Raw genomic sequence first — 14,699 nt, forward strand, 5'->3', positions numbered from 1 at the left:
GGCAGGCACATCACCTCACGGCGATCAGGAATGCCTGCGGGGTCTTCTCCCCCAGGGTCTCGTCCCGTTCCCGTACCGTCCGTGAGCGCATCCTGAACCCCGCCTCCTCCAGCAGCTTCTCCATGTCCTCGGGGCGCCTGCGCTCGAAGTCCAGGCCGACGGGGTGGCCGAACGGGTTCGCCACGCGGCTCGGCACCTCGCCCGCCTGGAAGGCCAGCAGCAGCGGGGCGCCGGGCGCCAGGGCCCGGTGGAAGCCCGCGAACAGGGCGGGGAGCCGGTCCACAGGGGTGTGGATGGAGGAGTACCAGCACACGATGCCGGCGAGGTGGCCGTCCGGCACGTCCAGGTCCAGCATCGAGCCCTGCTCGAAGCGCAGGGCGGGGTTCTCTCGGCGGGCCACCCTCAGCATGGACTCCGACAGGTCCAGGCCGTAGGCGTCCAGGCCCAGGGCCGCCAGCCGGCCCGTCACGCGGCCCGGTCCGCAGCCGAGGTCGGCCACCGGGCCGGGGCCGGTCACCAGGTCGGCGTAGGCGGCGAGCAGGGCGCGCTCCAGGGGCCTGTGGGCGAGATCGTCGCGGAAGTGGTCGGCGTAGTCCTCGGCGATCGTGTCGTAGAAGGCGCGGGTGGCGGTGAGGAAGTCGGTGGCGTCGGTCATGGCGGGGGAGGTTAGTGCGCGCCGCCGACGGCCCGCGCCTTTCAGGCCACCCCCAGCGCCCGCAGCAGCGCCGTGGTCGCCGCCGCGCCCAGGACCACGACGACGAAGGGGGCCCGGCGCCAGGCCAGGACGCCGGCCACCAGGACCCCGGCGGGGCGGGCCCAGCCGGCGAAGCCGCCGGACTCCGTGAGGGCGCCGGTGGCCAGCAGAGCGGCGAGGAGGACCACCGCACCGGCCGACAGCAGGTCCCGGACGCGGGGCGCGATCTCCACCCGGCCGTGCAGCGCGGGACCGACCAGCCGGAAGGCGTACGTGCCCAGGGCCAGGGCCAGGATCATGGCGACGGTCGCGCTCATGCCGTACGCCTCCTGCCATGGAGGAAGAGCCCGGCGAGGGCCAGCAGCACCGGCACACCGGCGGGCACGTACGGCGTCGCGACGAGGGCCAGGGCGGCGCCGGGCAGGGCCGCGCGGCGGACGGCGGGGTTCTCGCGGAGGGTGGGCAGGACCAGGGCGACCAGGACGGCGGGGAAGGCGGCGTCCAGGCCGAAGCGGGCGGTGTCGCCGAGGGCGGTGCCGGCCAGCGCCCCGGCCAGGACGCCCGCGTTCCAGGTGGCGAACAGGGCGACGCCGGAGAGCCAGAAGGCGGCCCGGCGGCGGTCGGCGCCCTGCTGGGCGAGCGCGAAGGCGACCGTCTCGTCCGTCACCAGGTGCGCGCCGACCAGCCTGGCGAGGCGGCCCTCGCCGATGACGGGGGCGACGGCGAGGCTGAAGGCGGCGGTGCGGGTGTTGAGCAGCAGCCCGGTGGCGGCCGCGGCGACCGGCCCGCCCCCGGCGAGCATCACCCCGACCGCGCTGAACTGGGCGGAGCCCGCGTACACCACCAGCGACATCACCACCGGCACCCACACCGGCAGCCCGCCCGCCACGGCGATCGCGCCGAACGAGACGCCCACGATCCCGCCCGCGAGGCAGACCAGGGAGACGTCCCGGAGCAGATCGGGGTCGGAGAAGTGGCGGAGGGGGCCGGCGGGACCCCGAGGTGTTCGCTGCATCGAACGCATGTTTTCTACAATGAACAGTAGGCCCTGCGTTCGTCAAGGCGAACGTCTCGTACCGATGGAGCGAACGAAGATGCCGGGACCCGTACCGCCCCGCCTCCCCCTCGACTGGATCGCCGCCGCCCTGCGGCGCGAGCGCACCCGTGCCGGTCTGTCCCTGTCGGAGCTGGCCAAGCGCGCGGGGATCGCCAAGTCCACGCTGTCCCAGCTGGAGGCGGCGAGCGGCAACCCCAGCATGGAGACGATCTGGGCGCTGGCCGTGGCGCTCGGCGTACCGTTCAGCACGCTGGTGGAACCGCCCGTTCCGGCGGTCCGGGTGATCCGCTCGGGGGAGGGGCCCGCGGTCCGCTCCGAGCAGGCCGACTATGTCGCGACCCTGCTGTCCGCGAGCCCGCCCGGCGTGCGCCGCGACATCTACGACATCCGGCTGGAGCCGGGCACCGTACGGGATTCGGAACCGCACATTCCTGGGTCGGTGGAGCACATCGTGGTCAGCGCCGGGAAAGTGAAAGCGGGCCCGCGCGGGGAGGGCGTGGAGCTCGGACCGGGCGACTACATGAGCTATCGCGGGGACGTTCCGCATGCGTACGAGGCACTGGAGGCCGGCAGCCGCTTCGTACTGATCATGCAGCACATCTGAGTCGTGCGGCTCATCTGAGAATTCACCGGGAATTCAACAAAAGGGCAGGAGCCCCGCTGCCGTGACGGCGGCGGGGCTCCTTGGGTACTGCACTCGACTCGATCGGATCCTCAGGGATCAGACCGGGGTGACGTTCTCAGCCTGCGGGCCCTTCGGGCCCTGCGTGACGTCGAAGGACACCTGCTGGTTCTCCTCAAGCGAACGGAAGCCGCTCGCGTTGATCGCGGAGTAGTGGACGAAGACGTCGGGGCCGCCGCCTTCCTGGGCGATGAAGCCAAAGCCCTTTTCGGCGTTGAACCACTTCACGGTTCCGGTAGCCATAAGCCCTCCTTGGGCTCAAAGGGTTGCCCTGCTCCAGAACCAGCAAGTGTGAGACGAGTTCTGCACAACTGCATCCGCCTGAAAACGACGAGAGCCCGCGGTCACATGCTCCGCAGGCTCTGTACTGCAAGGGAAACCAAACTGCAACTTGCGGCGAGCCTAGCACGCGGGCAGCCGAAAGCAATAGAGGTCAAGATCACGTCACCCGAATGTTTGACAAGCCGGTCACCCGGTCGATGGCAGGGCCGGGCGCGGGGGCCGGGGACGGAGGGTCTAGCCTCACGATGTGGACAATTCTCGCACCCGGCCGCGCGTCGGCCACATCCAGTTCCTGAACTGCCTGCCCCTGTACTGGGGGCTCGCGAGAACCGGCACCCTCCTCGACTTCGAGCTCACCAAGGACACCCCCGAGAAGCTCAGCGAGCGGCTGATCGCCGGCGACCTCGACGTCGGCCCGGTCACCCTGGTGGAGTACCTGCGCAACGCCGACGACCTCGTCGCCTTCCCCGACATCGCGGTCGGCTGCGACGGCCCGGTCATGTCCTGTGTGATCGTCTCCCAGCTGCCCCTGGACCGGCTGGACGGCGCCCGTGTCGCCCTCGGCTCCACCTCGCGCACCTCGGTCCGCCTCGCCCAGCTGCTGCTCGCCGAGCGCTACGGGGTCCGGCCGGACTACTACACCTGCCCGCCCGACCTCAGCCTGATGATGCAGGAGGCCGAGGCCGCCGTCCTCATCGGCGACGCCGCCCTGCGCGCCAACCTCCTCGACGGCCCCCGCTACGGCCTCCAGGTCCACGACCTCGGCGCCCTGTGGAAGGAGTGGACCGGCCTGCCCTTCGTCTTCGCCGTCTGGGCGGCCCGCCGCGAGTACGCGGAGCGCGAGCCGGTGCTCACCCGCCAGGTCCACGAGGCGTTCCTCGCCTCCCGCAACCTCTCCCTGGAGGAGGTCACCAAGGTCGCCGAGCACGCGGCCCGCTGGGAGGCGTTCGACGAGGAGGTCCTGGAGCGGTACTTCACCACCCTCGACTTCCGCTTCGGCGCCCCCCAGCTGGAGGCGGTCGCGGAGTTCGCCCGGCGCGTGGGGCCGACGACCGGGTTCCCGGCGGATGTGAAGGTGGAGCTGCTCCGGCCGTGAGGTTGCTTCCGGCCGTGAGGTTCCTTCCGGCGTGAGGCCGTAACCTGCTGGGGAGTCCTTCGGGGGAGGGGGAGGCATGCAGCCGCTCGGAACGGACGAACCCACCACGGTGGGGCCCTACCGGCTGCTGGGCCGCCTGGGCTCCGGCGGCATGGGCCGGGTCTACCTGGGGCGCAGCGCCGGGGGCCGTACGGTCGCCGTGAAGATCGTGCACCCGCACCTCGCGCTCGACGAGGAGTTCCGCGCGCGCTTCCGGCGCGAGGTGGCGGCCGCGCGGCGGGTCGGCGGGGCCTGGACGGCCCCCGTCCTCGACGCCGACCCCGACGCACCGGTGCCGTGGGTGGCCACCGCGTACGCCGCGGGTCCCTCCCTGACCAGTGCGGTCGCCGACATCGGCCCGCTGCCCGCGCCTTCGGTACGGGTGCTGGGGGCGGGCCTCGCCGAGGCGCTGGCCGCGGTGCACGATCTGGGGCTCGTCCACCGGGACGTCAAGCCCTCCAACGTCCTGCTCACCCTCGACGGACCGCTCCTCATCGACTTCGGCATCGCCCGCGCGACGGACGGCACGGCCTCCCTGACCTCCACCGGCGTCTCCGTCGGCTCCCCCGGCTACATGTCGCCCGAGCAGATCCTCGGCAAGGGCGTCACCGGCGCCGCCGACGTCTTCTCCCTCGGCGCGGTCCTGGCCTACGCCGCGACCGGCGAACCGCCCTTCCCCGGGGACTCCTCGGCGGCCCTGCTGTACAAGGTCGTCCACGAGGAGCCGGAACTGGGCGCGCTGGACGGCGACTTGCGCGACCTCGTCGCCGCCTGCCTGGCCAAGACCCCGGGCGAGCGCCCGGCCCCCGCCGAGCTGGCCCGCCGCCTCGCCCCCGAGGGCGCGGCCCGCCTGGTCGCCGGCGGCTGGCTGCCGGGGGCGCTGGTGGAGCGGGTCAGCCGCAGCGCCGTCCAGCTGCTGAACATGGAGGCCGGGGAGCCGGGGCACGAGGTGGCTTCGGGCCCGGTGGCGTTCGGGACGCCGGTGGGGGCGGGGTCCGGGGGTGGGCCGGGGGCGGTGGGTGATGTGCCGGGTCCGGTGGGGTCGGGGTCGCCGGGCGGGGGTGCGTCCTCCGGGGTGCCTGCCGACGCCGTCGCGGCGGGGGTGTTCGGGCCGCCGCCGGTGATGCCGTCCGGGTCGCCGTCCTCGCCGTCGGCCGTGTCGGGTGGGCCCGGCCCGGCCGCCGTACCCGACGGACCGGCCCCGGCGGCCCCCTCGGACCGGGAACGGCCCGGCAGGCTGTCCGTCACCGTGTCCGCGGACTCGACGCCCGCGGGGCAGGGGCGCGGCCGCCGGCTCAGCTGCTCCGTCGTGCTGGCGGTGGCGGGCGCGCTGGCGGCGGTGACCATCGGGTCGGTGTTCGTGTTCGACCTGCTGCCCGGCGACGGACAGCGGGACGCGGCCGGAGGCTCCGGCGAGGCGTACGACCCGGCGCCGAACGCCTCCCTGTCCTCCTCCCCGCCCCCCACCGACGCCTCCGGCAGCGCGCCCCGCGTCCCCGACCGCTACCTCGGCACCTGGGAGGGCCAGGGCACCGCCCTGGACGGCAGGCTGCCCATCGGCACCTTCCGTCTCACCGTCCGGCAGGTCCAGGTGGGCGAGGAGCTGGGCCGGCTGCGGCAGACGGACATCGCGGGCGGCGTCTGCACCGACGTACTGACCCTGAAGGAGGTCACCGCCCAGCAGCTCGTGGCCACCTCCGTCGGCGCGAAGGACAACCACAGCGGCTGCAACCCGGCCCCGACGACGGTCCGGCTCGTCCCGACCGGCGACGACCTGACGTACGAGTCGGACAGCGCGGAGTCGGGGAACCCGGAGGCGCGGATGTCGAGGGTCAGCTAGCCGGGGCCTCTTCGGCGCGGGGTGCCGCGTACCTGACGAGTACGGCGACCAGCAGCGCGCCCACGGCGAGGGTGGTGAGGAGGCCGACCAGCCAGACCCACGGGTAGTGCACGTGGATCCAGCAGGCGTGGCCCTCGCTGTAGCACTCGGCGTCCCAGTCCCGGCGGCGCTTGGGGCGCAGCACGCCGGAGATCAGGCCGCCGAGCGCCTGGCAGGCGAGCAGCCCCGGCAGGGCGGCGCAGGCCCAGGCGAGGGAACGGACCTTGCTGCGGGCCCAGTTCATACGGGTCAGCGGGGCGACGAAGGCGGCGAAGGCGGGGGGCACCAGGGCGCCCACGGTCGCCGCCATGCCGTAGCCGCGGCCCGGCCAGTCGTCCGCGGTCTCGCCCCACAGCTCGACGCCCCAGGTCATCTCGACCATGACCACGGGCACGATGATCACCAGCCCCGACAGGAGCATGCCCAGGCAGCCGAGGATCCAGCCGCGGTCGCGCTCCTTCGGCCCCGGCAGCCGTACCCGCCGGTGCTCGTAGCGCAGACTCGCCGGTGCCGCCTTCCGGCGCTTCGGCCGCGCCGAACCCCCGCTCACCGACGCCCCCTCACCCCGGCACCACGACCGTCCGCAGCTCCCCGTCGCCCAGGTGCAGCATGCCCTTGCCGGGCGCGACCTGGCCGCCGACCAGGCTGCGGGACAGGCGCAGACCGATGAGGTCGCCGCTGGAGGTCTCCTGCGGGGAGAGCAGGATGCCGCGGCGGGCCTTCTTGGCGTCGACCTGCCAGCCGGAGAAGCCGCTGCACACGTCCTCCTCGTCACCGGCGATGACGAGGGCGAGACCGCGCTCGGCGCCCCGCGAGACGATCTTCTTGAACTGGCTCGCGGCGTCGGCGTCCTCCAGGATCTCCGCGTCGTCGATGAGGACGGCCACCGGCTCCTGCGTCGACGGCTCGGCGTCGTCGATCAGCTCCTCGAAGTCGTCCTCGTCGATGTCGTCGCCGGTGAAGACCTTCAGCACGCCGTCCGTGCCGTCCAGTTGGCGCAGCGGCGACTGGCGGGGCGCCGCGATCACCAGGCGTACGCCCTGGGCCAGGTAGGACTGCGCGAAGTTCATCAGGACCGTCGAGCGGCCGGACTTCGCCGGGCCCGCTATGACGAACGCCGGGACGCCCTCGGCGAGATCGGGACCCATGCCGACGATCTCGTCGCCGCCGATACCGGCCAGCGCGAACAGCTTGGAGCGGGACGCCCCCGGGTCGCGCATCTCCCACGCGTCGGGGAAGGAGATCCGGCTGGGCAGGCTGTCGACGCGGAACGGGCGCCGCTCGCGGGGCACCTCGGCGTCGCGGGCCGCGGCCGCCTCGCCGATCGCGGCCAGCGCCGCGGCCTGGCCCTGACCGGTGGTGTCCTCGGCGAGCAGCGCGAACTGGGTCTCCGTACCGGACTCGTTGCGGAAGGCGCGGCCCGGCGGGATCTCCTCGGGGACCTTGCGGGCCGGGATGCCCAGCGCGGAGAAGTCGCTGCGGTCGGCGAGGCGCAGACCGTACTTGTCCTCGGTGAGCGTGGCGATCCGGCCGACCAGCAGCGTGCGGTCGCCGGTGAGGACCAGGTGGATGCCGACGCTGGCGCCCTCGCGCATCATCGTCTGCAGCTCGTCGGTGAGCGAGCCGTGGTCGACCTCGCCGAGGGTGGGCACCCAGCCCTCCCAGCGGTCCAGGAGCACCACGATGTGCGGCAGCCGCTCGTCCTCGGCGACAGCGGCCCGCTGCTCGCCGATGTCCGCGAAGCCCTTGTCGGCCAGCAGGTTCTGGCGGCGGTCCATCTCGCCCTTGAGCCGGTTGACCAGCCGGATCACGCGCTCGGTCTGGTTGCGGCCGACGACCGCGCCGCAGTGCGGCAGCCGGGTCAGCGCGTTGAGCGCGCCGTTGCCGCAGTCGATGCCGTACAGGTGGACGTCGGCGACGGAGTGGGTGCGGGCGAGGGAGCCGGCGATGGTGCGCAGCACCTGGGAGCGGCCGCTGCGCGGGGCGCCGCCGATCATCAGGTGGCCGAAGCTCGCGAAGTCGACGGCGACCGGGCGGCGGGACTGCTGGGCGGGCAGGTCCTCGACACCGTAGGGCGCCGGGGGCAGCTTGCCGGGCGCGGCGGTGAACGCGGGGGCCTGGATGTCGTCCAGCAGCAGCGTCTCGTCCAGCGCGGGCAGCCACGGGCTGTGCTGCGGCGGGATGCCGAGCGTCCGGTTGGCCTCGCGGATGGTGTCGACCAGCACCTTCAGGTCGGTGATCTCGTCGTCCTCGCGCGCCTCGGTCTTCGGCTTGGCCAGCGCCGCCCGGCCCAGGTCCTCCCAGGCCAGCGTCCCGACCCAGGGGGCGAGCGCGCTCGGGTCGGCGGCGCCGGGGCGGCGGCCACCGACGCGGCCGGACTGGAAGGGGACGAGGGAGGCGTGGCCGAGCCGGGCGTAGGCGCGACCCGGAGTGCTCTTGGAGATGTGCCCGGCCTCGGGGGAGTCGATGACGTCGGAGGACTCGCCGCCGTCGGTCACCCGCAGGGCGATGCGGAGGTTGGTGTTGGCGCGGATCTCGGGGGAGACGACGCCGGAGGGCCGCTGGGTGGCGAGGAGCAGATGGATGCCGAGGGAACGGCCGCGCTGGGCGATGTTGACGAGTCCCGTGACGAAGTCGGGCAGGTCGCGCACCATCGAGGCGAACTCGTCGATGACGATGAGGAGCCGGGGAACCGGCTTGTGGGAGGGGTCCCTTCGGACGAGGTCCTGGTAGTCCTCGATGTCCTTGGCGTCGGCGGCCGCGAGGATGTGCTCGCGCCGGTGCAGCTCGGCGCCCAGCGACTCCAGCGCGCGCTCCACGAGGTGGGCGTCGAGGTCGGTCACCATGCCGACGGTGTGCGGGAGATGGACACAGTCCTTGAAGGCCGCGCCGCCCTTGTAGTCGACGAGCACGAACGTCATGTTCTCGGGCGTGTTGGCCACCGCGAGCGCCGCGACGATGGTCTGCAGCAGCTCGGACTTGCCGGAACCGGTGGTACCGGCGATCAGGCCGTGCGGGCCGTCCTTGCGGATGTCGATGCCGAAGGGGCCGTCGTACGACTCACCGATGACGGCCAGCGTCGACTGCCCGCCCATCCGCCACCGGGCGGTGATCGCGTCCGGCGTCGGCGGCTCCAGCTGGAGGACGTCCAGCAGCCGGGAGGAGCCGGGCAGGGCCGAGTCCTCGGTCTCGCCGCTGATGTCGCGCAGCGGCGCCAGGGAGCGGGCCAGGCGCAGACACCAGGCGGGGGAGACGAAGTCGGGCCGTACGTCCTTGATGCGCTCGGCGCCGGCCTCCTCCACGCGCAGCCGCAGCTCCAGGGGGCGGTCGTCGCCGCGTCCGGGCTCCTGCTGACCGGCGGTGTGCCAGGCGTGGAAGGAGGGGAAGCCGCCGGGGGCGGCGGGCTGCGGGGTGTCGGCCGTGGTCTGCTGCTGCCGGGGAGCGCGGGGCTCGGCGACGACGAACGCCTGGCACTCGCCGGGCAGGAACCGTTCCTCGGCGTCCAGGCAGAGGGAGAACATCGACACCGAGGGGCCCTCGCGCAGCAGCCGTACGACGCCGGGCAGCGAGCGCAGCCGCCGGGAGCCGTCCCAGACGACGACGATGTCGGGGTCGGAGAAGGTGGCGTTCTGGCCGCGGTTCTGCTCGGCGGCCTTCTTGCGGGCGTCCAGGATCTGGGTGAGCTCGCCGATACGGGCGCCGACGGTCTCGGCGTCGGTGCCGATGAGGATGTTGACGTCCATGCCGGAGGCGGGGCGGGCGTGCGGGAGCCAGCGCAGCCAGTCCCAGCTCTCGCGGGCCGCGTTGTCGCTCAGGACGCAGAACTGGACGTCCATGGGGCTGTGCAGGGCGGCGGTCTGGGCGACGGCCCAGCGGCCGAGGGCGCGGGCGGAGTCGCCGGGACCGGCCATGCCGATGACGCCGAGGGAGCGCAGGGAGAGGGCGACGGGGGCGTCCTCGATCTCCCAGGTGACCTGGCGGCGGTGGTCGTCCTGCTCGGGGTCGTCGAGGACGACCTCGGAGGGCAGCGTGCCGGTGCCGACCCTGACCAGCAGATGGTCGGCGTCGGCGCGGCGCCGCTCCCAGAGCCGGGTGCGGGGGCCGGTGCCCATGGACAGGACGGTGGCCGGGTCGGGCACGGCGTGCCGCCGGTCGGCCCGCTCCTGCCGCAGCGCCTCCTGGGCGTCGGCCTCGATCCGCTCCTTCTGCTCCTTGTACTCCTTGACCTGCTTGGCGTGGGACTTGCGGCCGTGCTTCTTGTCGTTGAAGTAGTTGGCGAAGAGGAAGATCGGGCTGAGGACAGCCATGATCAGGTAGTACCAGCGCTGGAAGATCAGCACCGAGACGACGGCACCCACCAGCGGCGTCATCGCCATCAGCCAGGGCAGCGGCCGCGCCTCGTACTCGCGCGGCGCGCTGGGCAGCCGGAACTTGGTCTGCCGCTCGGCCGGACGCAGCCGGGGCGGCCGGTTGTAGTCCAGCCCGATGCCGTCGTCGGACCACTTCAGGGCGGCGTCGGGCGGGGTGTAACGGGACAGCTGCAGAAGGGTGTTGCCGAGGGCGACCTGGGCGTCGAGGGGCCATTCGTCGCCCTCGAGGGCCTCCCCGTCGAGCCGTACCGTGTCCTTGTCCTCGGCGTGGACGGCGAGGGTGCAGGTGCCGTCGGCGGAGACGGAGAGGGTGAGCGCGCGGGCGTCGACCTCGGGGTCGTCGATCCGGATGTACGAGGCCGGCCCGCTGCCTATGTCGTAGCGCCCGACGCCCAGCCGGTGCACGAACCCGGCGGCCGGCCCGCCGACCACCCGCAGCTCCACGAGCCCCGTCGGCTCACCGGGCAGACACCCGGCCGGGTCCTGAAGACTGACCACGGCCCCGTCGCGCAGCGGTGACCCGACGACGGTGGCGCCGGGATCGACGGCGTACCCGTCGACGTAGACGAGCGGGCTGCCACCCGTCTGTATCGGGTGCTGCCCGATGGGGATGACCTGGGCGCCGACGCCCCCGACCTGCTTGGCCAGCTCCTGGGCGATGTCCCCGACGGTGGACTCGGGATCGGCATCGAGCACCACGTCGGCGGAGCCCCCGCCGAACGGATCGACGACGGTCAGAGTCAGGCGCACGCTAGTCCTCCCCAGTGCGATTCGTTGTGACGATATCCGCTCCCCGGAGCCGCCGACCAAGGGGGAGGGGGCCGGGCTTCCCGATGGCAACGGGCAAGCGGCGTCATGACCGTGGTCTTCTCGCCGTCTTCACAAAGGCGGGATGTGACACCACAAGCCACACCCGTAAGCTGCTGCCGCAAGGCGGACGATCACACCGGTTCCGTCCGGCCCCTGGCCGGCCGACACGATCGACACGTCCGCAAACAGGGAGCCACGGGGGTTGGCCCTGCGGCGTTTTTCAGAGGGAGCGGCTTCATGGCCAAGGACCTTGACATCACATACCAGGACATGCGCGACGCGGCCAAGCATGTCGTGAAGGAGAAGGAGAAGCTCCAGGAGAAGCTGGACGGCCTGCGCAAGTACATCAAGAACCTGGTCGAGTCCGGCTACGTCACCAAGTCCTCCTCCAAGGCATTCGACGAGAACTTCGACGAGTTCGTCCGCGGCACCAAGGACACCCTGGACGGTCTGGACGGCATGGGGGACTACCTCACCAACGCGGCGGACAAGTTCGAGCAGATCGATGAGGAGCTGGCGAAGGCGGCGCGGAGCAAGTGACCGCACGCCGGTCCGCGTGACGATGGGGCGGGCGAATTCGTTCGCCCCATCGTTCCGTTCACTTCAACGGGGAAGTCATGTCTGACCAGACTGCGGATCTCGAACGAATCAAGGACAGTGCCGACTCGCTCTCCAAGATCCACCGGGAATTCGAGAAGAACGCCAACCCCGCAGAAGGGCTGGGTGTTTCCGTCCTCGGAGACCAGGGGCTGGTGGATGTCTTCGACGACTTCGGTGACAACTGGAAGATCCATCGCGAGCGGTTGACGGATGAACTGGAGAAGCTGTCCAAGATCCTTTCCGCCGCCGCCAAGGCGTACGACGACCTTGATCACCAGCTCGCCGAGGCCCTGCGGAGCACCGACAAGAAGCCAGGGCCCAAGGGAGGGAAGAAGTGACGCGTCCTCGTGCCGATGAGTGGGCCGTGATCGGCGAGGCGTCGGATCCGATCCCCGGGGACCCCGAAGAAGTCGCCAGGCTCGGCCGCGAGCTGCGCAAGACCGCGGATGCCATCAAGAAGCAGGCGGACGAGATCAAGGCTCTTTCCTCTGTCGAGGAGTGGAAGAGCAAGGCCGCCGAGGAGTTCCGGAAGGAAGCCGACGAGGCCGAGGGAAAGCTTCGTAAGGCATTCAAGCGCTATGACGCGGCTGCTGACGCGCTCGGCGAGAAGGTGAAGGTCGACGCGGGCTACTCCAAGGAGTACGCCTCGGAGCTTCATCGCGCCCAGGCGATGGCCGACAAGGCCCTGCGTGCGGCCCAGGACGCACACGACGAACACAAGGCGAGCAGCAGCGCGATCGACAGGCTCCCCAAGGACGCACCGGACGACGATCCGGACCGCAAGAGACTGGAACGGCGGCAGGAGGAGGCCGCCTCGGCGCTGGAGCGTGCGAAGAGGAGTCTGGAAGCCGCCAAGGACGTACGCGATGGCGCCGCGGCCAGAGCGCGTGAATGCATCCGGCACGCCATCGACAACGACGGCCTGAAGGACGGCACCTGGGACAAGTTCAAGGACTGGGTGCACGACAGGGCGGCGGGTCTCCAGAAGCTCCTCGATGGGCTCGGCTGGGTCGCCACCATCTGCGGGACTCTGTCCCTTATGGTGGGGTGGATCCCCGTCATCGGACAAGCGCTGGCCGGTCTTCTCGGGACCATTGCCCTGACAGCCACCCTGCTGTCTCTGATCGGCCATGTGCTGCTGGCACTCGCGGGTGAAGGCAGTTGGTTCGACGTCGCCCTGGATGTCGTCGGGCTCGCCACCCTGGGCATCGGCCGCGGAGCTCTGGCCGGGGCCAAGGGCGCGATGGAGGCGGCGGGGGCCCTCGCACGCTCGGCGGCCTACCGGCAGGTCATGGAGGGCGTCACGGCCAAGGTCGGCAGTGCGGCCTACAAGAGGGCGCAGACGGAGGCGTGGAAGGTGGCCAACCAGTTGAGTGGTGGAACGATGCGCGGCAAGGCCGCCGCCGAAGCCATGGCCCATGCGCCCAAGGGATGGTTCCCCGGAGCGTCTCGCCTGGGCGAGGCATTCAGCCCCAAGGCCATCGCCAAGGAGTGGTTCGACGGGCTCAAAGGTGTGAAGGAGTTCCGCCCCAGCAACGTGCGGGACCTCTTCCGGAGCAGCACCTGGGAGGGCGCGAGCTTCAAGGTGGGCGACAGCGGCCTCGACACCTTGACTCAGAAGATCGACGACATCGCCCCGCAGGTGCGCGAAGTCGACGAAGTACGGGCAGCGCTGGACACGTTCCAGACGCAGACGCACATCTGGCAGGGCACCACCGCCGCGGCCACCTTCATCGACGCTGCCGACAAGAAGCAGATCACAGCACCCGTCGGGGACGCGCTGGGTACGGATGCGCTGGACGACGGCCTCTGGGGAGCGACCGGGATCAAGGATGCCTGGACCACGAGCAATGGCTGACGAAGCACCGGCCGGGAGCGCACTGCCGGAACCCGCCCTGCGCCCGAGACAGGCACACGCTGCCACCGTGGATGTCGTACGGCATGCCCGGGTCTACTGCCGCAGCACCGACGGCGGCCGTGAACTGGTCGTCCGGGACCGGAACAGGCGGGAGCAGCGGTATCCCGTGGGCGAAGGGGGCATTCAGCGGGCTGCCTTCGCCGCGGGGCCTGAGTCCGGGGCGAAGACCTCCGCGGCACGTTGGGGCGTCGTCAGCTTCGAGGACGCCCGAGGCCGGGTGATCGTGCAGCTGACGCTTGCCGATTGGCTACCTGAAGCCGGCGTCGTCGGTCTGATCGATGTCAGCCCACGGGAGTGCCTCACCAGGACGGGACTGCCCGCCCTCGCCGAAGCGCTGGGCATTCCACTGACCGAGTCACCGGTGGCACCGGAGGGTTCCGGCTCGGACGGATCGGGTTCCCGGTATGACCGGGTCGTGCTTCGTGAACTGCCGGTCTGGCACGGCTGGGTGCGCGGTCTCGGATTGCTTGCCTGGTTCCTCCTGTTCCTCGTCGTCCCCATGACGGGGAGCGGCAGCCGGTGGACCCTCCTCGCGTCCGCTGCCGGGCTCCTCCTGGTGCCGGGGGGCGATCTCGCCACCAGGTTCAGCCTGTGGTGGCGGCGGCGTGCGAGTGCACCGCGGAACGTGGTGACAGTGATCGGACCGTCACCGGAGCGCGGGGCGAGCACCACCCGCCGTTTCCAGGAGACGGCGGCCGTCCGGATCCTGCCTTCCGACGTCGTACTGACGAACACCGTGGGACAGGAACGCTGGCTGCCGCGGGATGGGGCGCACAAGGTGGCTCGCCTCGTGCGGGTCATGGACCCCTCGTCCGGTTCCCCCGTCGGTGTCGAGTTCCGGGACCGCCACGGGTCCGCACGGGCCCTGCTGCCCTGGCGATGGTGGTTCGCCGGGCCGGCAGGTGCCGAGAACTGGTCCCAGCTGGTGGCGGTGCTCGGGCTGCCGACCGTGGACGAGACACCACGGGGCCTGTCGGCCGAGCGGTGGGCGATGGCGTCCGACGCCCGGCTGATGGCGCCGCTGAACGCTGAGGAAGCCCGACGGCGGACCGGTTGGCCGGCCCGTGTCATCGGCGGTGGTGAACCGATCGTGATCACCGCTTTCGCCCTGTTCCCGCTGATGGGGCTCGGCTCGGACAAGGGCGTGGCCCAAGTGGCGGGTCTCCTAGGGGCCATGACCGTGCTCGGCGAGCTGGCCCCACCGATCGTCCACCAGCTCACCAGCCGTCTCAAACTCGACCGCCCTGAACGACCGGAGCCTCGATGAGCGTC

At 71.8% G+C, this 14,699-nt stretch carries 13 protein-coding genes; 7 read left to right on the forward strand and 6 right to left on the reverse strand.

Annotation, left to right across the window (positions count from 1 at the left end; genetic code table 11):
- Window positions 1-10: 10 nt before the first annotated feature.
- From ACSU6M_RS19680 to ACSU6M_RS19690, 3 genes are read right to left on the reverse strand one after another with little or no spacing between them, the layout of a single operon-like run.
- Entirely contained in the window at window positions 11-655 is a 645-nt protein-coding gene (locus ACSU6M_RS19680; protein WP_437071058.1) for a class I SAM-dependent DNA methyltransferase, read from the reverse strand.
- Between the two features lie 41 nt (window positions 656-696).
- Entirely contained in the window at window positions 697-1,011 is a 315-nt protein-coding gene (locus tag ACSU6M_RS19685) for an AzlD domain-containing protein (protein WP_437071059.1), read from the reverse strand.
- Window positions 1,008-1,718: an AzlC family ABC transporter permease gene (locus ACSU6M_RS19690; protein ID WP_437071060.1), complete on the reverse strand. Its 711-nt coding sequence runs from the start codon at window positions 1,716-1,718 to the stop codon at window positions 1,008-1,010. Before ACSU6M_RS19690 ends, ACSU6M_RS19685 begins: the two co-directional genes overlap by 4 nt.
- 70 nt (window positions 1,719-1,788) lie before the next feature.
- Here ACSU6M_RS19690 and ACSU6M_RS19695 point away from each other — a divergent pair, with 70 nt between their 5' ends.
- Window positions 1,789-2,355 carry a helix-turn-helix domain-containing protein gene (locus ACSU6M_RS19695; protein WP_437071061.1) on the forward strand — a complete coding sequence of 189 codons (567 nt, stop codon included), beginning with the start codon at window positions 1,789-1,791 and terminating at the stop codon, window positions 2,353-2,355.
- A 117-nt stretch (window positions 2,356-2,472) separates the two neighbouring features.
- Here the strand turns inward: ACSU6M_RS19695 and ACSU6M_RS19700 are convergent, their stop codons facing one another.
- Window positions 2,473-2,676 (reverse strand): cold-shock protein, encoded by a 204-nt coding sequence (locus ACSU6M_RS19700; protein WP_003992177.1) that lies wholly within the window; start codon window positions 2,674-2,676, stop codon window positions 2,473-2,475.
- Between the two features lie 286 nt (window positions 2,677-2,962).
- Between ACSU6M_RS19700 and ACSU6M_RS19705 the strand changes: the two genes are divergently transcribed.
- On the forward strand, window positions 2,963-3,811 hold the full coding sequence (locus tag ACSU6M_RS19705; RefSeq protein WP_437071062.1) for a menaquinone biosynthetic enzyme MqnA/MqnD family protein: 849 nt from the start codon (window positions 2,963-2,965) through the stop codon (window positions 3,809-3,811).
- A gap of 76 nt (window positions 3,812-3,887) precedes the next feature.
- Complete coding sequence (locus ACSU6M_RS19710) at window positions 3,888-5,690, forward strand: serine/threonine-protein kinase (protein ID WP_437071063.1); 1,803 nt, start codon at window positions 3,888-3,890, stop codon at window positions 5,688-5,690.
- Here ACSU6M_RS19710 and ACSU6M_RS19715 read toward each other — a convergent pair.
- Both ACSU6M_RS19715 and ACSU6M_RS19720 read right to left on the reverse strand, forming a co-directional pair.
- Window positions 5,683-6,279 (reverse strand): hypothetical protein, encoded by a 597-nt coding sequence (locus ACSU6M_RS19715; protein ID WP_437071064.1) that lies wholly within the window; start codon window positions 6,277-6,279, stop codon window positions 5,683-5,685. The genes ACSU6M_RS19710 and ACSU6M_RS19715 overlap by 8 nt on opposite strands.
- A 10-nt stretch (window positions 6,280-6,289) precedes the next feature.
- Window positions 6,290-10,849, reverse strand: coding sequence for an FtsK/SpoIIIE domain-containing protein (locus ACSU6M_RS19720; RefSeq protein WP_437071065.1), 4,560 nt, complete (start codon window positions 10,847-10,849; stop codon window positions 6,290-6,292).
- A 297-nt stretch (window positions 10,850-11,146) separates the two neighbouring features.
- On the opposite strand from ACSU6M_RS19720, the gene ACSU6M_RS19725 reads away from it, so the two are divergent.
- From ACSU6M_RS19725 to ACSU6M_RS19740, 4 genes are all read left to right on the forward strand, one after another.
- Window positions 11,147-11,449, forward strand: coding sequence for a WXG100 family type VII secretion target (locus ACSU6M_RS19725; protein WP_437071066.1), 303 nt, complete (start codon window positions 11,147-11,149; stop codon window positions 11,447-11,449).
- A gap of 77 nt (window positions 11,450-11,526) precedes the next feature.
- Complete coding sequence (locus ACSU6M_RS19730; protein WP_437071067.1) at window positions 11,527-11,847, forward strand: hypothetical protein; 321 nt, start codon at window positions 11,527-11,529, stop codon at window positions 11,845-11,847.
- A 26-nt stretch (window positions 11,848-11,873) separates the two neighbouring features.
- On the forward strand, window positions 11,874-13,367 hold the full coding sequence (locus tag ACSU6M_RS19735) for a putative T7SS-secreted protein (protein WP_437071068.1): 1,494 nt from the start codon (window positions 11,874-11,876) through the stop codon (window positions 13,365-13,367).
- A 67-nt stretch (window positions 13,368-13,434) separates the two neighbouring features.
- A complete protein-coding gene (locus ACSU6M_RS19740) occupies window positions 13,435-14,694 on the forward strand; it encodes a hypothetical protein (protein ID WP_437071069.1) in 1,260 nt (419 codons plus the stop codon).
- The last annotated feature ends 5 nt before the right edge of the window (window positions 14,695-14,699 follow it).

Origin of the sequence: Streptomyces sp. enrichment culture (assembly GCF_964272895.1) — a bacterium.
In the GTDB taxonomy this organism is placed as follows: domain Bacteria; phylum Actinomycetota; class Actinomycetes; order Streptomycetales; family Streptomycetaceae; genus Streptomyces.